Raw genomic sequence first — 20,036 nt, forward strand, 5'->3', positions numbered from 1 at the left:
ATTTTTTAGAAATTTTTTGGACGAGGGGGCTTGGAAAACTAATTCGAGCTGTTCTATAATCTTTTTCTCCCAAGCAACGGCCCGCTTGGATCCGACGATGCAGTAGCGAGTTGGAATACCCGGAAAGGTGGCAGAGTGGTCGAATGTACCTGACTCGAAATCAGGCGTACGGTTTCCCCGTACCGTGGGTTCGAATCCCACCCTTTCCGCCAAATTCTGAAACCCCTTGATTTCACCGAGATCAAGGGGTTTTTGCTTTGAGTTCTCGAATGGCTTTGCCAAGGCAATTCGAAATTATTCAAGCATCATTTCTATTTTGGCGAAATCCTTTGTTTCAATTTTTTACATAAGCCATTCGTTGCTCGTGGTCTTTTTCATCTCATTTCCATACAAATATCTTAAGTCATCCGTACTGCACTGTCCCCTAATTCATATACCGGACATATTCGGGGCGTGGCTGTTGCACGCTATAAGGGGTCGAAGTCAGAAAATTTGCGGGCGACCCGCCCCCCGATCGACTTCTGAAAGTGCGAATCTTCGCCGACCCCACAGATCTCCGCAAGATCTGCCCTTTTTTACAGATAAATACGATTTTTGGTTGGGCTCGGTCATTCGTTCAGGGTACGATTTACGCCGTCAGAAGCTTTTACAGGAAGAATTTTCCTGAAAATGAAAGCTTCGGCAATTAATCAGTAAAACGTTTGCACCGCAAACGTTTGCGAACCAACGCGCACCCAGCCCTGTCAATCTGAACCACCGCGAGGAGCACCTTCGCGCGCCTCGGTTCAATCGGACAACACAGACGTGCGTTCAAAGCACTTCGGGACAATAGTCTTTAAGGCCTGCAAATTCATTTGCATCGAATCCTTATTGATTGTCCGTCGAATCACAGCGAATCCACCTTTTGGTCTTTTTATCGGGAATTTTCCCGACATTTGGAATTACTCCGCGATGATAAAACGACGTCAATTCATTGGGGGCCTGACGGCCCTGAGCGCAAGTTATCTTTTGACCGCGTGTGGTGGGGGCAGTGGGTCATCGAACGCGACTGGCAAGGCAGCCGCCGCGACCGGTGCTTCCGGTGCCGCGGCAGCTTCGGGTGCGTCCGCTACCTCCAGCACCGCGGACAATACGTCGCCGGTCGCGAAGGCGAGTGTCCCGAACATGTCGCCCGATGGCACCTCACTGCCTTCCGCGCCGTACATCATCGACCAGTTCGGCGCGACGTGGACGCTCTCCAACGGCGTCATTTATCGCAACGGCGCGACGTTCGGCATCACGTACAACGTGTCGCTCGTGTTGTTCTACGGCGGCAAGATCTGGCATTGCGGCACGGGGGGCGAGTTCTACGTCACTGCGGACGTCCCCAACCTATGGCTGCATTGCAACGATCCGCGCATCGCGATCACACCGCAGGCCGGCATGTTCTATGGCATGAACGGCCACTTCGACTACACGTACACGCCCCAGCAGATCGTCTCGATCCTGAAGGCCATGGGCTGCACGAGCTATCGCGTCGGCGTCACCAACAGTTCGAACCAGCTGAACGCGGCGATCGGGCTCGCACAGGCTTTCCAGGCGGCGGGCATGACGTTGGTCGCGCTGATCGACCAGGGCGTCTACGACTCCAACGGCAACCTGCTGGCTGGCGAGAATGCCGCTTACAGCCAGGGTTACGCGGTTGCGCAGTCGGTCGCGAACGCACTGAAACCGTATGGCGTGACCATTTACGAATGCGGCAACGAGTTGACGCGCACGAACGCCACCGTGCTCGACTTCAACGCTGCGGGCACGAAGGCAGCGGACTTCAACAACGCGAACTGGCCGGTGATGCGCGGCGTGATGCGCGGGATGATCGACGGCGTGAAAGCGGTTCAGTCGAACGCGAAGTGCGGCATCAATTTCTGCGTGAACGATGTCGGCGCGGCGGACGCGCTGTGGGACGGTAATCAGCCGGATGGCAGCGGCGGTCACCCGACCGTGCGCTGGGACATCACCACGTGGCACAACTACGAGGTGTATGGCGATGTGTTCTCCCTCGGTGCGGACGGCGCCCAACCTGGCTTCGATCTGCCGATCTATTGCAAGGCCCGGTATGGCGTGCCGTTCATCATCACCGAGTGGAACACCGGACCGGAGCAAAACGAGACCTATCGTGGGAACTACATCACGACGAAGCTCGGCGAGTTCTATCAGAACCGCAAGACGCACAATATCCAGGCCGTCATGTATTACGTGCTCGACAGCGGCGACCAGACCTTCGGCATCATGATGAACGGCTCGCCGTTGAATCCGTCGTACAGTGCGTTCCAAAGCTTCACGGCGGCCCATCCGGACAACTAAGCCGCGGATATTGACGTAAGCAGGCCCGCACGTCTGTGGTCGATGCTGCCCGGTGTCAAGGGCAGCACGTCGCCGGGCCTGACAGCGGCGCCCAACCGTTGCCTTCAGCGTATCGAGGCCAGGGGACGGGCGTCTCATCCCACCCGAAACCCTTCCATCACCTCCCTCAACGCCCGCGCCTGTTCCGCGAGCGACGCGGCGGCCGCCGCGCTTTCCTCGACGAGCGCCGCATTCTGCTGCGTGACCTCGTCCATCTGCGTGATCGCGATGCCCACCTGCTGAATCCCATCGCTCTGCTCACGCGACGCCTGCGCAATGTCACCGACGATGCTGGTCACGCGCGCGATCGCCGCTTCGATCTGCTGCATCGTGCCGCCCGCGTCTTCGACGAGTCCCGCGCCGCGTTCGACGCTTGACGTCGAAGCGGCGGTCAGCGCGCCAATCTCGCGCGAGGCCGCGCACCTCGCCGGCGACGACCGCGAAGCCGCGACCCTCGTCGCCGGCACGCGCGACTTCGACCGCTGCGTTGAGCGCGAGGATGTTGGTTTGAAATGCGATGCTCTCGATCGTGCTGATGATGCCCGTCATCTGCGCCGAGCCCGTGTGGATCGCGCACATCGTTTCGATCTTGCTGCCGACAGCGTCGCGGCCATGCGCGGCGAGGTTCGACGCGCCGCGCGCGAGTTCGCTCGCCTGTTCGACATTGCTCGCATTGAGCTGCACGGTCGCGCTCAGCTGCTCCATCGCGGAGGCCGTCTCGCCGAGCGCGACGACCGACGCATAGTGCACCGCTGCGTCGGAGAAGGCATTCATTCGCGCGTTCCGGCGCTGGTCGGGAATGGCGCCGAAGCAGTACGCCCGCAATCAGCGTGATCCGTACGATATGGCGAAGGGCGGAACGCAGCGGGCGGCATGACGGGACGCCCGAATTTTAGTTCGGAAAACTGAACGATCACGATGTCCGGCTCGATGATCGTTCGAGTCCCTTTGCCGCCAGTCCATCTGAACGAGCAGGCCCGCAAGCTGGCCGAGCAAAAGCCCGTCATTATGATTCGGGCGCGCGCCACGGCATAGCTCCGCTAGCGCCACCGCCTCCTGCCGCGCACCGCTTCAGCCGATTTGCGCGGGGTCCATCCGCGATCCTCTGTACAATTGCCCGAAATCGCCCAATCGAGCGGCGGTTGCGGGCCGCCGGGCTTTCGGGCGCGGCGGGTCGTCTCGCGCTTGACCCGCGACTCACATCGACTGAATTCATGGCCATTACCTACAAGACTCCCGACGATATCGCGAAGCTGCGCATTGCGGGCCGCCTCGCGGCCGATGTGCTGGCAATGATCGGCGAGCACGTCAAGGCAGGCGTCTCCACCGAGGACCTCGACGCGCTGTGCAACGACTACATCGTCCACACGCAGAAAGCGATTCCGGCCAATGTCGGCTATCTGGGCTTTCCGAAGACCGTCTGCACGTCGGTCAATCATGTCGTGTGTCACGGCATCCCGAATCGCAACGAGATCCTGAAGGACGGCGACATCATCAACATCGACGTCGCGATCATCAAGGACGGCTATTTCGGCGACACGAGCCGCATGTACTGCGTCGGCCAGTCGAGCACGGTCGCGCGTGCGCTGATCGACACGACCTACGAGGCGATGGTGGCCGGCATCCGCGAGGTGAAGCCGGGCGCGACGCTCGGCGACGTCGGCCACGCGATCCAGAAGGTCGCGCAGCGCGAGGGCTTCTCGATCGTGCGCGACTACTGCGGGCACGGCATCGGCAAGGTCTATCACGAGGACCCGCAGGTGCTGCACTATGGGCAGCCGGGGCAGGGGGTGCGCCTGAAGCCGGGCATGGTCTTCACGATCGAGCCGATGATCAACGCGGGCCGCGCCGGCACGTCGGTACAGCGCGACGGCTGGACCGTGATCACGAAGGACCGCTCGCTGTCGGCGCAATGGGAGCACATGGTCGCCGTGACCGACGACGGCTATGAACTGCTGACGCCGTGGCCGGACGGCACGGGCGACTACGACGCGCCGTGAGCGGGACCGCATATTCTGGTCAATAATAAATTTGACTCGCCGGCCGGTTCGGTTAAAGCTACGCGTTAGGGTTTCCAGGGGTTTCGTCTGCATGAGTCCGTCATTGACCGTTCGCCGCATCACTGCTGATCAGGGCGCCGTTTTTCGCGAACTCCGCACTGCCTCGCTGCGGGAGGCGCCGTACGCCTTCGGCGCGACGCTCGAGGACGCGTTGTCGGCCGATGCCGCCAGTTTCGACGCGACCGCGGCGAATCACGCGGTTTCGCAGTCCGTCGGTGCATTCCTGCTCTATACCGAGGGTCATCCGGCCGGGCTGATCGAGGCGCATTTCGACGACACCGCGGCGCGTCGCGCGTTCGTCTGCGAGTTGTGGGTGGCGCCGGCCGTGCGCCATCTGCGCGGCGGCGAGCTGCTCGTCGATACCGCGAGCAGCTGGCTCGCGAATGCGGGCGCCACGGAAATCTACGCGTGGGTGGCCGACGCGAACCGCAACGCGATGCGCTTTTACGAAGCGCTGGGCTTTGGCCCGACCGGCGAGCACCGGCGCGTCGAGCGCGCACCCGAGCAGGTCGAAAGTCTGCTGGTGCGGCACGTGCCGACTACTTCGCAGGTGTTACAGCAGTGATCGCCCAAGCGGCGCGTCGCGCGCGCCGCTCGTCTTCGCCGTCCCTTCATCACGGTCTTTTTCCCGCCAGCGTTTCTTTCGCACCGTCGCGCGTCGATCGCATCGACGACACGCGTTGCGCTCGCGCGCGCGAGCACCGATTCTCCCGGGAAAAATAGTGGCCGCGCGCTTGTACGCCTGTAAAATACGCAAAATTTTTCGCCGAACGCTATGTCGCCCAAGAAATCGCCCTTTTTCGAACTGCGCAGCGGCTCTGTCGACACGCTGATGTTCGTGGTCAAAACGACCGACCTCGATGCGATGCGTGCCGAGCTGACGCGACGCTTCGAGGCGACCCCCGAATTCTTCGCTAACGACGTCGTCGCGATCGACGTGCGGCGTCTCGCCGGCAACGAACGCGTGCCGCTCGCCGACATCGCGCAACTGCTCGACAGCGTGCGCATGCGTCCGGTCGGCGTGGTCGCGAATGCGGAGCAACAGTGGGCGACGGAGTCGGGATTGCCGTTGCTCGAAGCGCGCGATCGCCGCGGCGCGCCGGCGAAGCAGGCCGATGAGGACAGCACGGCGAGCGCGGCAAACGCGGCAGCAGGCACCGAGGCAAGCGCGGGCACGAGCGCGTCCGCCAGCTCTGCATCCGCAGCCGCTAGCGCGGCCACGGGCACGGCCGCTGCCGCCGCCGTCGAACCCACGCCCGCCGCCGAGCCGGTGCGTCTTGCCACGTCGCCGCAAACGATGGTGGTCGACAAGCCGTTGCGCTCGGGTCAGCGTATTTACGCAAAAGGCGATCTGGTCGTGCTCGGTCTGGTCAGCTATGGCGCCGAGGTGATCGCGGAAGGCAACATCCACATTTACGCGCCGCTGCGCGGCCGGGCGTTGGCCGGCGTGCAGGGCAATCACGACGCGCGCATCTTCTGCACGTGTCTCGAACCGGAACTGATCTCGATCGCGGGCATCTATCGAACGACCGAGAACCCGCTGCCGGCCGACGTGCTCGGCAAGCCGGTGCAGATCTGGCTCGAAGAAGAAAAACTGATGATCGAACCGCTGCGGCTCACGTAAAGCGCCGCGAAACGCGCGCTGCCCCGAGCGATTGCGGCACGCGGCGTTTCACGGCGAGGCGGGCCGCGCACCAATTGACGCATTTGACGAACACAAGGTAAGGGTAATGGCAAAAATCATTGTGGTGACTTCGGGCAAGGGTGGCGTGGGCAAGACGACCACGAGCGCGAGCTTTGCGTCGGCCCTCGCGTTGCGCGGCAGCAAGACCGCCGTGATCGACTTCGACGTCGGCCTGCGCAACCTCGACCTCATCATGGGCTGCGAGCGCCGCGTCGTGTACGACCTGATCAACGTGATCCAGGGCGAAGCGAATCTGAACCAGGCGCTGATCAAAGACAAGAAATGCGAGAACCTGTTCATCCTCCCGGCCTCGCAAACGCGCGATAAAGACGCGCTGACGATGGAAGGTGTCGAGAAGGTCATCAACGATCTGATCGCGATGGACTTCGAATACATCGTCTGCGATTCGCCGGCCGGTATCGAGTCGGGCGCGCTGCTTGCGATGCACTTCGCCGACGAAGCGCTGATCGTGACGAACCCGGAAGTGTCGTCGGTGCGCGACTCCGATCGCATTCTCGGCATCCTGTCGTCGAAGACCAAGCGCGCGATCGAAAGCAAGGAACCGATCAAGGAGCACCTGCTGATCACCCGCTACAACCCGAAGCGCGTCAGCGAAGGCGAAATGCTGTCGCTGACCGACATCCAGGAAATTCTGCGCATCGATCTGATCGGCGTGATTCCGGAATCGGAAGCGGTGCTGCACGCGTCGAACCAGGGTCTGCCGGCCGTGCATCTGGACGGCACCGATGTGGCCGAAGCCTATAAGGACGTCGTGTCGCGTTTCCTCGGCGAGCAGAAATCGCTTCGCTTTGTCGATTACCAGAAGCCCGGGCTGCTGCAGCGCCTCTTCGGCACCAAGTAAGGGGAGCGCACGTCATGTCGATTCTTTCGTTTTTGCTGGGCGAGAAAAAGAAGTCCGCGTCGGTAGCGAAGGAACGCCTGCAGTTGATCATCGCGCACGAGCGCGCCGGCGGCCATGCGCCCGCCGATTATCTGCCTGCGTTGCAACGCGAACTGGTGGCCGTGATCTCGAAGTACGTGAAGATTTCCGACGACGACATACGCGTGAGTCTCGAGCGTCAGGACGATCTCGAAGTGCTCGAAGTCAAGATCGAAATACCCCAGGCCTGAGCTTCGGATGGACCGCGGTCCATCTCGCATCATGTGCAGGACGTCGCAGGGCGTCGCGTCGCAGCGACGTGATGCGGTGCGGCGTTCGGCTCGTCGTCTGGCTTCTGTCTGAAGCCGTCTCTTCGCATCTCCACGGCGCTCGCCATTTCCCGGTCGAAATGAACCGTTGCACTCCAGCGGTGCCGTTACCCGCGCAACGTCAGCCTCGCGTCGCCCTCGCGCATCTACTGACGCGGCGAGTCGGCGGTATCCGTCGTGATGTCGCCTGCGGCATCGTCGGCGCTCGGCTCGCCGTCCTCGCTTTCCGCTTCCGGCACCTCGACCTCGGGCACTTCCGGCACTGGCGCGGGCGTGGGCTGCGGCAGCGGCGCCACGTAGCGCTCGGCGAGCGACTCATAGAGCGGCGGCGCGAACAGGCGGGACACTCGGCTCGCGATCAACGCGGTGGCCATCAGCGAAATCACGAGAGCGTGGCCGTCGATCATCTCCATCACGATTACGAACGAAGTGATCGGCGACTGCGTGACCGCGGCCAGATAGCCGACCATCGCGAGCGCGATCAGCATCGGCAATTGCATCGAATCGAACACCATGTGCAGCAGATTGCCGAAGCCCGCGCCGATCGACAGCGACGGCGCGAAGATGCCGCCCGGAATGCCCGGCAGGTATGAGCCGACCATCGCGATCATCTTCAGGAACGGATAGAACACCGACAACTGCTCGTGTCCCTCGAGCAGGCCGCGCGCTTCCGTATAGCCGCTGCCGAACGTCGTGCCGCCCGAGATCACGCCGACCACCGCGATCGCGAAGCCGCACAGCGCGGCGAACGCAACCGGCCGCTCGCCGTGCAACTGACGCAGCGGCTCCGGAATCCAGCGCGCGGTATTGAGCAGCAGCCAGCCGAAGATACCGCCTGCGATTCCCGTGACGATCGCGGTGAGCACCACCGCGACGGCGAGCAGATCAGGGAAATGCGCGCCGATCTGGATCGTGCCGAAATACGTGTAGTTGCCGTTCAGGCCCAGTGCGACGACACCCGCAATGATGATCGCCGTGATCAGCACGCCACTCGTGCGCGCCTCGAAGCTGCGCGTCAATTCCTCGATTGCGAATACGACGCCCGCGAGCGGTGTATTGAACGCCGCCGACAAACCCGCTGCCGCGCCCGCCAACGTGAGCTGCCGTTCGATCTGTGCATTCGAGCGCGGATAGAACCGGCGCAGATTGAACATCAGCGCGGCGCCGACCTGCACGGTCGGTCCTTCACGGCCGATCGTAAAGCCGCCGAGAATCGCGAGAAACGACACGCCGATTTTGCCGAGCAGAATTCGCAGCGACAGCAGCCGCGTGCCGTATCCGCGCTGTTTCGTGTGCAGCGTTGCGATGACCTGCGGGATGCCGCTGCCCTCGGAGCCGCGAAAGAACTTGCGCGTGAGCCAGACCGCGAGTGCGGCAACCGCGGGCGTGATCACGAGCGGCGCCCACACATACCGCTGCCGGACATCGAGAAACGCGTCATACCCCCAGTCGATCAGACGCGCGTACAGCACCGCGACCAGGCCGACGGCGATTGCACCGAGCCAGAAGATGCCGTATTGCCGCCACAGGCGTTTTGCGCGACGCATGACAGCGGGCGAACGGGAAGGGAAGGGCCGGGACATGAATTAGATTCGTGCAAAGGGCCAAGTATAAAGCGTGCGGGACCGACCAGAATACGTGAAAGATGTTTGAAATAATGAAGTGAAGTGAATCATCAGGCGGATATTTTTTGCTGTAACGTGCCGTATTGAAAATCGGACCGCGCGCGCAACGGCCATTTGGCGGGATCGGTAAAAACGTCAGCTAGAATAGTTTCAACTTGGAACAACGAACAGACCCTCAATGAAGCGAATACTTATTGTCAAGGTCACTTCACTAGGCGATATCGTGCAGGCGTTGCCAGTCGTCGCCGACATCAAACGCGCATTTCCTGGCGTTCAGGTGGACTGGGCGGCGGACGAAGCATTCGCGCAAGTCGTGCATTGGAGCCAGGGCGTCGATCGCGTGCTGTGCGCGCCGCTGCGCCGCTTCAAGAAGGCGCGTCGCTGGAGTGATCTGAAGGCGATCTGGGCATCCATCGCCGAGCTGCGCGCGTATCGCTACGACTACATCATCGACATTCACGGCGTCTACAAGAGCGCGATCATCGCCTTCCTCGCGCGCTCGTCGCGGCGCATCGGCTATCAATCCCTGGATCTGGGCGAGCGTGGCGCGGCGTTCGCCTACACCGGGCGTTTCGGCCCACGTCCGCAAGGCAACGCGTGGCACGGCATGCGCATCAGCGCCAGCGAGGCGCTCGGCTACGAAGTGGAAGGACCGCCCATCTACGACCTGCAGCTACCCGAAACCGTCCCGCAGCCGTTCGCGATGCCAGACGCGCCTGTCGCGGCGCTCTTTCACGCCACCTCGAAAGCCGACAAGAAATGGCCGCTCACGCACTGGACGGCGCTTGGACGCGAGTTGAGCGAGCGCGGTTTCCGTGTGGTGCTGCCGTGGGGTTCGGGCGGTGAGCTTGCCGAAGCCGGGCAGATCGCCGCGCAGGTGCCAGGCGCGACCGTGCTGCCGCCATTGAGTGTGACCGAAGTTGCGCAGATGATCGGCGCGTGCGCGCTCGTGGTCGGTACCGATACGGGTTTCGTGCACCTCGCGCATGCGCTGCAGAAGCGCACCGTGATGATCTTCGTCGCGACGTCGCCATCGCATTGCGGCGTCGAGGCGCCGTATCGCTCGACCTCGATCGGCGACGGCGACTCGGTGCCGCCCATCAGCGCGGCGCTCGAAGCGATCGACTACGTGTACGCGGCAGAGCCGGTGCTCGCGATGCAGCAAGCATCAGCCGCCGCCTGAGTTCGTTCGCGCGCTCGCGCAATCGTTTGCGCAAAAGAAAAGAGGCGCGATGCGTAGTCCACCCTTGCTGGCGGGGACTGCATCGTCGCGCCTCAAAGAACGCCCGTGTCGGGGAACAGCGGGCGGAGAGGAATCGATTACACGTCTGTTAAAACTGTCGCTTTTCGTTGGACGCCGAAGCGTCCGATGCGCGCACGCCAGGGCGGCAAGCTGATACGCCGCGGTGCGTCGAGGCTCGCACGGCGCGCGTCGAACCGCTCGATTGCGGCGACGCTGGCGCGGCCAGCAAGGCTGCTATCGCGACAGTGCGCTCAACGGAGTATAGGCGGTGTTTTCCGCCATCGTGGCGCGATCCGGCGGCAGCGGGGCGGTCGATCGAACGCGCCGATCCAGCGCGCCCGTCCTGTAACAGCTCGGTGATGTTCCCTTACAAATGGCAACGTTCGCTGCGGCGCGCATCGTGTCCAATCGGGTCATTCGGGGTTTGCGCTCGAATCAATCTGACTCGATGGAGAACAACATGAAACGCTTGATCCTGACTCTCGTGGCCGGCACGCTGCTCGCATCGGCACTCGGCGGCTGCGTTATCGCGCCGGCGCCGGGCTATTACTACGGCGGCGGTGGCTACTACCATCACGGCTACTACTACCGCTAAGCCGCGCGCCGTGCTCAGGCCCGGAGCACCAGCCTCAGGCGACCAGCATTTCGAACGCGACCACCGCGGCAATGGCCGCGGCGTTCGCGGCCAGCGCCTCGACGACGACGGATTTCCATGTCTTCGGACGGAAGCGCAGCGCGAGCAGCAGCGAGCCGAGCAAGGCCAGCGCGATGATCGTCACGATATCGGCATTGTGAAGATGGACGTTCATGCGGATCTCCCCGTTTTTTATAGGGTTATGTCAGGGAGTATAGGCAAGTCAAAAGGACGCGCAAGGCGGGGGTTTTACCCGGGCCGGGCCGCGGAAACAGCGAGGAAATAATGCTCTCTGCATGCTGCCGCAGACGCGTAAAAACTGCGCGGGTGCAGCATCGATCGAACCTCGGCAAACGCGCATCGACGAAAGCGTCGTTCCGTCGATGCGCGTTGCATCATTTCATCAAACTCTCATCACGCGTCTCGCGCATGCACAGCACGCCGACAAGGCTCACGGCCGCGGCGACCGACACGTACGCGCCGACCCACGCCAAGCCGCCGTGCGCGGCGAGCACCTGCGCGATATACGGTGCGACCGACGCGCCGAGAATTCCGCCGAGGTTGTACGCGACGCCGGCGCCCGTATAGCGCACGTTGGTCGGAAACAGTTCCGGCAGCAGCGCGCCCATCGGCGCGAAGGTCACGCCCATCAGGAACAGCTGGATCACGAGAAACAGCAGCACGAGCAACGGCTCGCCGCTGCCGAGCAGCGGCGCCATCGTGAAGCCCGACAGGATCGCCGCGATGATGCCGACGATCAGCACCGGCTTACGCCCGAAGTGATCGCTCGCACGGGCCGACAGCGGCGTCGCGATTGCCATGAACACGACCGCGATGCACAGCAGGCCGAGGAACGTCTGCCGCGGAATATGCAGCGACCCGACGCCGTACGACAGCGAGAACGTCGTCGCGTTGTAGAACAGCGTGTAGCAGACCACCATCGCGAGCGCGCCGAGCACGGTTGGCCGCCAGTGCTGCGAGAACAGCGTCGCGATCGGCACGCGCACGCGCTCCTTGCGCTCGATCGCTACCTGGAACGCGGGCGTTTCGGCAATCTTCAGCCGCACGTACAGCCCAAGCGCGACGAGCACCGAGCTGACGATGAACGGCACGCGCCAGCCCCAGCTGCGGAACTGCTCGTCGGAGAGCGACATTGCGAGCGCGAAGAACAGGCCGTTGGCCGCGAGAAAGCCGATCGAGGGCCCGAGCTGCGGGAACATGCCGAACCAGCCGCGTTTGCCGGCCGGCGCGTTTTCGGTGGCGAGCAGCGCGGCGCCGCCCCATTCGCCGCCGAGGCCGATACCCTGGCCGAAACGCAGCACGCACAGCAGGATCGGCGCGAGGCTGCCGATCGCGTCGTAGCCCGGCACGAAGCCGATCAGCGTGGTCGACAGGCCCATCACGAGCAGCGACGCAACCAGAGTCGATTTGCGGCCGATGCGGTCGCCGAAGTGGCCGAACAGGAACGAGCCGATCGGTCGCGCGACGAACGCGATGCCAAACGTGACGAACGCCGACAGCGCCTGCGCGGTGGCCGAGCCATGCGGGAAGAATACCGGTCCGATCACGAGCGCCGCGGCGGTCGCGTAGACATAGAAATCGTAGAACTCGATCGCGGTGCCGATGAAGCTCGCGAAGATGATCCGCGCCCTACTGTTTTGCCCGCTTGCGGGCTGAGCGGCGGAAATCGGCGAAGTGGACATGCAGGGTCTCCAATTGTATGAGGCCGCGGCGCGCTGAGCCGTGCGTCGCAGACAGGCGGCGCGCAAGGGCGGCATCCTCGTTGAGGTATAGGTTTGGGCGCCGCACGCGGGGTGGCGGTGCGGCACTGCAGTCGGTTCATGCGCCGCGCCGGCGGGTGTGCGGACGGCGTGAGCCATGCCGGAAGGCTCCGGCGCGGGGAATCGGAAAATTATAGCGAGCGCGCTCGTCGCGCAGCAATGGCGGTGTAAGTTTGCGCGGCAACGAGGGCGGCTTTATGAGTGATGCGCGATGACTCGAGTAGCTCGCGCGTGGCCGACCCATGCGCGGCTGCGCCGGGCGGTGCGTGTCAGCGCACGCGCCAACCGCGCTCAGTCGTAGGTTTCCGCTTGCGGCGAGGCGAGTTCGCGCAACTGGAATTTGCCGTTGTCGTTGAACAGCCAGTCTTCGAACAGCTCGAGCTGGCCGCGGCCGTTGAGCAGCTTGCCGGGCGGTAGCGGCAGCGGCGCCGAGCGGCGCAGCGTCGCGAGCGCGGTGCTTTCGGCTTCGTCGTCGCCGTTCGTGCGATACACCGACGACTCGACGATGTGTCCATAACGATCGACCGTGAACGACACCACCACCAGCGAGCGCAGCATCGGCTGAGGCCTGCCCTGGAGCACATACGACGGATTGCGCTCGACGATCCGTCGTGCGACCGCGTCGCGATATTGATCGAGCGTCGCGCTGTTGATCGCGGCCACCGGTGTGCTGACGGTTTCGTGCGGCGTCAGCGGTGTGATCGTGCAACCGGCCACGGCGACAACACCGAGCGCGGCGAGCGATAGCCGATGCATGCGAGCGGCCGTGAAGGAGCGCAGAGCCACACGGTGAGAAACAGGAGGGGGAGAAGTGCGAGAGAGCATCGTCGACGAACCGCGAGGAGAACCTGATTGAATGGTAGTCAAAAACTGCCGGGATTCAATTGGCGTTCGCCCGCCGGATGTCATCGTGCGTGCCCCGCTGAGGCGCTTTGCGTTCCGATGTAATGGCCGGAAATGTGCGCGCATTGGTCGGCGAGCGAAACCCGCCTACACTCTGATGGCCTCTTGCTGAGGCATCGGTGGAAGTCTTTTCAGCCCGCTTCTGGCGGGCTTTCTTTTGCCTTCGATTCGCCATTCACACGCGGCAATAAAAAAGGCGAACCCGCCAAGCGGGTTCGCCTTTTCGATTCCGGTTCAACCAGCTACGCCGCAAGCTTAGGCTCACGGCGCTGCCCAGGCGTCGATTACTTCAACGTCGCACGCGCCGCTTTCACCGCGGCCAGCACCTGCTCGGGCGCGGTGCCGCCCGGATGATTGCGGCTCGCCACCGAGCCCTCGAGCGTCAGATACGAGAACACGTCGTCGCCGATCAGATGCGCGACGTTCGGCAGTTCGCCGCGCATTTCGTCGAGCGTCAGGTCCGCGAGATCGCAGCCGCGATCGGCGCACACGCGCACCGCGAGCGCGACTGCTTCGTGCGCGTCGCGGAACGGCAGGCCGCGCTTGACGAGATAGTCGGCGAGGTCCGTCGCGGTCGAGAAGCCTTGCAGCGCGGCGTCGCGCATCGCCTGCGGCTTGACCGTGATGCCGGCGACCATTTCGGCGAAGATGCGCAGCGTGTCGGCGACCGTATCGACGGTGTCGAACAGCGGCTCCTTGTCTTCCTGGTTGTCCTTGTTGTACGCGAGCGGCTGGCCCTTCATCAGCGTGAGCAGCGCCATCAGATGGCCGTTCACGCGGCCGGTCTTGCCGCGCGCGAGTTCGGGCACGTCCGGGTTCTTCTTCTGCGGCATGATCGACGAGCCGGTGCAGAAACGGTCGGCCAGATCGATGAAGCCGACGCGCGGGCTCATCCACAGCACCAGCTCTTCGGAGAAGCGCGACACGTGCGTCATGACGAGCGCGGAGGCGGCCGTGAATTCGATCGCGAAGTCGCGGTCGGAGACTGCGTCGAGCGAGTTCGCGCAGATGCCGTCGAAGCCGAGCGTCTTCGCCACGGCGTGACGGTCGATCGGATAGCTGGTGCCGGCGAGCGCGGCCGCGCCGAGCGGCAGACGGTTCACGCGCTTGCGGCAGTCGATCATGCGCTCGGCGTCGCGCGAGAACATTTCGACGTACGCGAGCAGATGGTGGCCGAACGTGACGGGCTGCGCGACCTGCAGGTGCGTGAAGCCCGGCATGATGGTCGCGGCGTTCTTCTCCGCGATCTCGAGCAGCGCCACGCGCAGTTCGGTGAGCAGCTCGCCGATGCGGTCGATCTCGCCGCGCAGCCACAGGCGGATGTCGGTCGCAACCTGGTCGTTGCGTGAGCGGCCGGTGTGCAGGCGCTTGCCGGCGTCGCCGATCAGCGCGGTCAGGCGCGCTTCGATGTTCAGGTGCACGTCTTCGAGATCGAGCTGCCATTCGAACTCGCCGCGCTCGATTTCACCTTTGATCTGCGCCATGCCGCGCTGGATCGCGGCGAGGTCGTCGGCGGAAATGATCTTCTGCGCGGCGAGCATCGACGCGTGCGCGAGCGACCCTTCGATGTCGACGAACGCCAGACGCTTGTCGAAGAAAACCGACGACGTGTAGCGTTTGACGAGTTCCGACATCGGCTCCGAGAAGCGGGCCGACCAGGCTTCGCCTTTTTTGTGCAGTTGGGACGTCATGGTGTTGGGCGGTAAAAACGAGCGGTGAAGAGGCTGGCAACGCGAGTGCGCGAATCGTGCAAGAGCGCCGCCGCAGCGAAGAAAGACGAAGATTTTAACACCGGGTGAGGGCGGCCAAAGCGCTGCCGTCCATCGCGGGCCTATTCGCGCACCAGCACCACGAGCTTCAGATCCTCGCGATGCGCGGGCTTGAACGTGATCTGGTCACACACGATGCGCCCGTCGCGCGGATGGTTGAACTCGCGCCTGCCACCTTCGCGCCCGCCGACGTCCTGGGACGCCCAGTAGCGTGCGAACTCGTCGCTCGCGGCCGACAGCGAATCGATCAGCCCACGTGTGGGCGCATCGTTCAGATGGCGGATCGAGTCGGCGCGGAATTCGGCGGCGAGCCGCCGCGCGCGCGTTTCCCAATCGACGATCAACGCGCGCGCGGCCGGCTCGGTGAACGTGTAGCGCAGCAGGTTGCGGTCGTGCGCGCCGTCGAGCCAGCCGACGAACAGATCGGCCGCGCGCTCGTTCCACGCAAGCGCATTCCACTGCCGGTCGAGCACGTAGGCGGGCGTGTCGATGAGCTGCACGGTTTGCAGCAGCGTGGCGGGCGCATCGGCGGCGGCCGGGTCGGGCTCGGCCGGATCGCGTTGCGCAGCCAGTTCGAACAGATACGCGCGCTCGGCGCGCGACAGCTGCAACGCGACCGCGATGCGCGCGAGCGCATCGGCGGAAGCGGACACTGGCCGGCCCTGCTCGATCCACGTGTACCAGGTCGGGCTCACGCCGCACAGCTGCGCGACTTCCTCGCGCCGCAGACCGGGCGTGCGGCGACGCGGCCCCGGCGGCAGTCCGACCGCCTGCGGCGACAGCCGCTCGCGATGGGCGCGGATGAAGTCGCCGAGCGCGCGGGCCGGGGTGGCGTCGAGCGGCGGCGGGTGATCGGCGGAAGACGGCGTCGTCATGCTATCGGCTGCGCGTGGAGGGGGTAATAGAGATACCAGAATAATTGCCGAACTTGTACTGGTACATGGCGGGCTCTATTGTAGCGGCCGGATTCGCGCAATGAGAAAAGCCGGGTGTGACCTGCGTCGGCCACACCCGGCTTTTGTCCGCCGATGCGGCAACCTCAACCGGTATTGCGCAACCCCGCCGCGATCCCGTTGATGCTCAAATGAATGCCGCGCCGCACGCGCGCATTCGTGTCGCCCGCGCGATAGCGTTTGAGCAGTTCGACCTGCAGGTGATTGAGCGGATCGAGGTACGGGAAGCGATTCTTGATCGAGCGCGCGAGCAGCGGATTTTCGGCGAGCCGCTCGCTCTTGCCGGTGATCTCCGACAACACCTTCGACGTGCGCTCCCACTCGGCGACGATGCGCTCGAACACATGCTTGCGCAGCTTCTTGTCGGTCACGAGCGCGGCATAACGCGACGCGACCGCGAGGTCGGTCTTCGCGATGACCATGTCCATGTTCGACATCAGGTTCGAAAAGAACGGCCAGCTCTTGTGCATCTTCTGCAGCAGCGCGAGACGGCGCGCGCGTTCGGCGTCGGACGGCGCGCTGTCGAGGTGCTCGGCGACCGCGCTGCCGAAGCCGTACCAGCCGGTCAGCAGCAGCCGGCATTGACCCCACGAGAAGCCCCACGGAATCGCGCGCAGATCCTCGATCTTGCGTTGCTTCGGATCCTGCAGCTTGCGCGACGCGGGGCGGCTGCCGATGTTCAGCTCGGCGATCTCCGCGATCGGTGTGGACTCGAAGAAATACTCCTTGAAGCCCGGCGTTTCGTAGACGAGCGCGCGATACGCGGCCATCGCCGTATCGGACAGCTGCTGCATCGTTTCCTCGTACACCGGCAGCTCGGCCAACGTGTGGTCGTGCGGCAGCAGCGACGCTTCGAGCGTCGCGGCCACGACGGTTTCCAGATTGCGCCGGCCGATTTCCGGATTCGCGAACTTGCTCGCGATCACTTCGCCCTGCTCGGTCAAACGGATCTGACCGTCGACGGTGCCCGGCGGCTGCGACAGGATCGCCTGGTAGGTCGGGCCGCCGCCGCGCCCGACGGTGCCGCCGCGCCCATGGAACAGACGCAGCGTCACGCCGCGTTCGTTGAACAGCGACACGAGCGCAAGCTCCGCGCGATACAGCTCCCAGTTCGACGTCAGGAAGCCGCCGTCCTTGTTGCTGTCCGAGTAGCCGAGCATCACTTCCTGCTCGTTGCCCTGATGTTCGATCAGCGCGCTAATGCCCGGCAGCGCGATCAGATCGCGCATGATGTGCGGCGCGTTGCGCAGGTCGGGGATCGTCTCGAACAGCGGGATCACCATCAGGCCGGCGCGCGCGGGGTCGTGCTCGTCGCCGAGGCGTCCGCGCAACAGGCCGGTTTCCTTCTGCAGCAGCATCACCTCGACCAGGTCGGTAACGGTCTCCGTGTGCGAAATGATGTAGTTGCGCACCGCGCGCGCGCCGAACTTCTCGCGCGTCATGCGCGCTTCCTCGAGCACCGCGAGTTCGCTTTTCACGAGCTCGGAGTAGTCGGCGGAGGGCACGCGCAGCGCGCGCGGCTGCGCGAGTTCGGCGAGCAGCACGGTCAGCTTGTCGGCTTCCGGCAACGCCGCGTAATCGTCCTCGACACCGGCGCGCTTGAGCAGCTCGGCGATCACCGCTTCGTGGATGTCGGAGCTTTGCCGCAGATCGATGCTCGCGAGATGGAAGCCGAACACTTCGGCCGCGCGCGCGAGCGGCGCGAGACGCGGCGCGGCGAGCGGCGCGCCGTGATGCTCGGCGAGCGAATCCATCAGCACGTGGAGATCGCGCACGAAGTCGGCGGCGTCGTCGTAGGGGATCGCGCGGACCGGCGCGACGCCGCGGCCGGCGCTGCGCAGCGGCACGCTGCCTTCGCCGAGGCGCACGCGCGCGCTTGCCGCGAGCCGCGTGTAGATGCCGATCAGCGCGCGACGATACGGCTCGTCGGTGCGATGCGGCGAATGGTCGGGCGAGATGGCCGCGAGCTCATTCAGCGCATCGCTCGCGCCGACGAGCACATTCGACATCGATAGCTCCTCGCCGAGCTTGTGCACCTGCTCCAGGTAGTGCTCGAAGATCACCGCGGCCTGACGCGTGATCGCATTTTCGAGCGTTTCGGCGGTGACGTTCGGATTGCCGTCGCGATCGCCGCCGATCCAGCTGCCCATCTGGAAGAACGGCGGCAGGCGCGCTTCGAGGCCATGCTCCTTCAGCGCCTCCTCGATGTCGGCGTACAGCGCCGGCAGTTCTTCGAGGAAGGTGCTGCGGTAGTACGACAACGCGTTTTCGATTTCGTCGGCGACCGTCAGACGCGAGTCGCGCAGCATGCGCGTTTGCCACAGCGACGTGACGCGCGCGCGCAGCATCGCTTCGTTGTGCGCTCGCTCGCGGTTCGTCAGCGGCTGGTCGCGCTCGGCGAGCAGACGCGCGATGTCGTGCTGCGCGTCGAGAATGCTCTTGCGCTGCACTTCGGTCGGGTGCGCGGTCAGCACCGGCATGATCAGCGCGTCGTCGAAAAACCGCTGCAGCACCGGTGTCGCGGCGGCACCAGCCGCGGCGAGCCGCTCGAGCGCATGGGCGATCGTGCCCGGCTGCGAGGCCGAGCCCGCGAGCGCGTGAATTCGGTGACGGCGGTTGCGGTGACGGTCCTCGGCGATGTTCGCGAGATGCGAAAAGTAGCTGAACGCGCGCACGACGCTGACGGTCTGCTCGGGCGTCAGCGTGCGCAGCTTCTTGTCGAGCGTCTGCGCGGCGGCGCTGTCGTCCTCGCGACGGAAACGCACTGCCGTCTGCCGGATCGTCTCGACGATGTCGAACACCGCCTCGCCTTCCTGCTCGCGCAGCACGTCGCCGAGCAGACGCCCGAGATAGCGGATGTCCTGGAACAGCGGGTGGTCCTTGTCCTCGCGCGTGCGGCCGCCGCTCTTCGCGGTGGTCGCGGCGACGGACTCAGCCGGCGGCACGTCCTTCGGTTTCGACGGTTTCGCGGCGCGCGGGGGTCTTGCGTCGCCATCGACCTTGGCCTTGGCCTTGGCCGGCTTGCGCGCGGTGGCCGACGTCGCGGCCTGTTCAGCCTTGCTGGCCTTGCCGGCTTCCGACGCCTTTTGCGCCTTGTCCTGCTTGACGGGCACCGAGGTCTGCGCGGCCTTCGGGGCTTTGGTGGCGCGAGCGGCGAGGGCGCGGCGCCTGGCGCGCTGGTCGGCGCGCGTGTCGCCATGTTGACCGACGCTCGACGATATGGCGTGCGCGGCAACGTCGGACAGGGCGTCAGGCGCCGCGGCGTCGGCCGGGCGAGCGGTGGGCGAGGCAGTGTTGCGGCGGGCGGGGCGCGCCGATCCGGAAGACGTCACGATGAGTTTCCTCGGGAAAGCCAGGGTCTGTTGATTGATGAACTGCGACTGCGGAACTGCCACCAGCAAGTGCAACGTGAACTGCGTGCAACAGGGACTACGCAACGGACTACAAGACGGACTGCTAGTGCAACTGCAACGGAGACTTGAAACGGCGACTGTACACGGCGATTGCTCGACCCACTAGAAGCGGGGCCCGCGCGTGCCGCACCGCGTACGCGGAACGACACGAGCGCTGCCGAATCGCGCGACGCCGACGAGGGAGAGAGGAGCCACGGGCTGCCAGCCCGCACTGGGACCGAACACGCGTCAGGCATCGCCTCAGCATGTTCGCCGCATTGCATCATCCCGCATGCCGCCGCGCAGTGCGCGAACGACCGTACGTGACAACGCGGAATGGGGGCCTTCGCGCGTGGCGCGAAGCCCGTCTCCTCCGTCGATGCCGCTTGCGCACGGCGCTT

17 protein-coding genes and 1 tRNA gene are annotated in these 20,036 nt (G+C 64.4%); 9 read left to right on the top strand and 9 right to left on the bottom strand.

Features of this window, described 5'->3' with window-relative positions; genetic code table 11:
* Positions 1-121: 121 nt before the first annotated feature.
* Positions 122-212 (top strand) — tRNA-Ser (locus HDG32_RS08270).
* A gap of 739 nt (positions 213-951) precedes the next feature.
* Positions 952-2,343, top strand: coding sequence for a hypothetical protein (locus tag HDG32_RS08275; protein WP_184065400.1), 1,392 nt, complete (start codon positions 952-954; stop codon positions 2,341-2,343).
* Positions 2,344-2,477: 134 nt separating this feature from the next.
* Here HDG32_RS08275 and HDG32_RS37210 read toward each other — a convergent pair whose 3' ends face one another.
* On the bottom strand, positions 2,478-2,777 hold the full coding sequence (locus HDG32_RS37210) for a methyl-accepting chemotaxis protein (RefSeq protein WP_260336416.1): 300 nt from the start codon (positions 2,775-2,777) through the stop codon (positions 2,478-2,480).
* The gene (locus tag HDG32_RS37215) at positions 2,662-3,156 is read right to left on the bottom strand and encodes a methyl-accepting chemotaxis protein (protein WP_409340012.1); all 495 of its coding nucleotides are present in this window, start codon (positions 3,154-3,156) and stop codon (positions 2,662-2,664) included. The genes HDG32_RS37210 and HDG32_RS37215 overlap by 116 nt, the downstream gene beginning before the upstream one ends.
* A 440-nt stretch (positions 3,157-3,596) precedes the next feature.
* Between HDG32_RS37215 and map the strand changes: the two genes are divergently transcribed.
* The 5 genes from map to minE all read left to right on the top strand — a co-directional run bounded on the left by map (position 3,597) and on the right by minE (position 7,257).
* Positions 3,597-4,382: a type I methionyl aminopeptidase gene (map, locus tag HDG32_RS08285; protein ID WP_184065403.1), complete on the top strand. Its 786-nt coding sequence runs from the start codon at positions 3,597-3,599 to the stop codon at positions 4,380-4,382.
* 91 nt (positions 4,383-4,473) lie between these two features.
* Positions 4,474-5,007 (top strand): GNAT family N-acetyltransferase, encoded by a 534-nt coding sequence (locus HDG32_RS08290; RefSeq protein WP_090803490.1) that lies wholly within the window; start codon positions 4,474-4,476, stop codon positions 5,005-5,007.
* A 210-nt stretch (positions 5,008-5,217) separates the two neighbouring features.
* Positions 5,218-6,066, top strand: coding sequence for a septum site-determining protein MinC (gene minC / locus HDG32_RS08295; RefSeq protein ID WP_184065407.1), 849 nt, complete (start codon positions 5,218-5,220; stop codon positions 6,064-6,066).
* Positions 6,067-6,172: 106 nt separating this feature from the next.
* Positions 6,173-6,988, top strand: a complete 816-nt coding sequence (minD, locus tag HDG32_RS08300; protein ID WP_184065409.1) for a septum site-determining protein MinD — start codon at positions 6,173-6,175, stop codon at positions 6,986-6,988.
* A 14-nt stretch (positions 6,989-7,002) separates the two neighbouring features.
* Positions 7,003-7,257, top strand: a complete 255-nt coding sequence (gene minE, locus HDG32_RS08305; protein WP_008922443.1) for a cell division topological specificity factor MinE — start codon at positions 7,003-7,005, stop codon at positions 7,255-7,257.
* Positions 7,258-7,481: 224 nt separating this feature from the next.
* Here minE and HDG32_RS08310 read toward each other — a convergent pair whose 3' ends face one another.
* Positions 7,482-8,918: a chloride channel protein gene (locus HDG32_RS08310; RefSeq protein ID WP_260336405.1), complete on the bottom strand. Its 1,437-nt coding sequence runs from the start codon at positions 8,916-8,918 to the stop codon at positions 7,482-7,484.
* Between the two features lie 220 nt (positions 8,919-9,138).
* On the opposite strand from HDG32_RS08310, the gene waaC reads away from it, so the two are divergent.
* Positions 9,139-10,143, top strand: coding sequence for a lipopolysaccharide heptosyltransferase I (gene waaC / locus HDG32_RS08315; RefSeq protein WP_184065412.1), 1,005 nt, complete (start codon positions 9,139-9,141; stop codon positions 10,141-10,143).
* 520 nt (positions 10,144-10,663) lie between these two features.
* Positions 10,664-10,798, top strand: coding sequence for a hypothetical protein (locus tag HDG32_RS36305; protein WP_260321106.1), 135 nt, complete (start codon positions 10,664-10,666; stop codon positions 10,796-10,798).
* Positions 10,799-10,832: 34 nt separating this feature from the next.
* Here the strand turns inward: HDG32_RS36305 and HDG32_RS08320 are convergent, their stop codons facing one another.
* The 6 genes from HDG32_RS08320 to ppc form a co-directional block, all read right to left on the bottom strand.
* Positions 10,833-11,012 (bottom strand): hypothetical protein, encoded by a 180-nt coding sequence (locus tag HDG32_RS08320; protein WP_184065415.1) that lies wholly within the window; start codon positions 11,010-11,012, stop codon positions 10,833-10,835.
* A gap of 220 nt (positions 11,013-11,232) precedes the next feature.
* Entirely contained in the window at positions 11,233-12,540 is a 1,308-nt protein-coding gene (locus HDG32_RS08325) for an MFS transporter (protein WP_184065418.1), read from the bottom strand.
* Between the two features lie 369 nt (positions 12,541-12,909).
* Positions 12,910-13,443 carry a TonB C-terminal domain-containing protein gene (locus HDG32_RS08330; protein ID WP_184021206.1) on the bottom strand — a complete coding sequence of 178 codons (534 nt, stop codon included), beginning with the start codon at positions 13,441-13,443 and terminating at the stop codon, positions 12,910-12,912.
* A gap of 362 nt (positions 13,444-13,805) precedes the next feature.
* Positions 13,806-15,212: an argininosuccinate lyase gene (gene argH, locus HDG32_RS08335; RefSeq protein ID WP_184021209.1), complete on the bottom strand. Its 1,407-nt coding sequence runs from the start codon at positions 15,210-15,212 to the stop codon at positions 13,806-13,808.
* A 140-nt stretch (positions 15,213-15,352) separates the two neighbouring features.
* Positions 15,353-16,165, bottom strand: coding sequence for a helix-turn-helix transcriptional regulator (locus tag HDG32_RS08340; RefSeq protein ID WP_090803503.1), 813 nt, complete (start codon positions 16,163-16,165; stop codon positions 15,353-15,355).
* Between the two features lie 164 nt (positions 16,166-16,329).
* A complete protein-coding gene (gene ppc / locus HDG32_RS08345; protein WP_184065421.1) occupies positions 16,330-19,575 on the bottom strand; it encodes a phosphoenolpyruvate carboxylase in 3,246 nt (1,081 codons plus the stop codon).
* Between the last annotated feature and the right edge of the window lie 461 nt (positions 19,576-20,036).

The sequence above is a fragment of the Paraburkholderia sp. CI2 genome (assembly GCF_014201055.1).
In the GTDB taxonomy this organism is placed as follows: domain Bacteria; phylum Pseudomonadota; class Gammaproteobacteria; order Burkholderiales; family Burkholderiaceae; genus Paraburkholderia; species Paraburkholderia tuberum.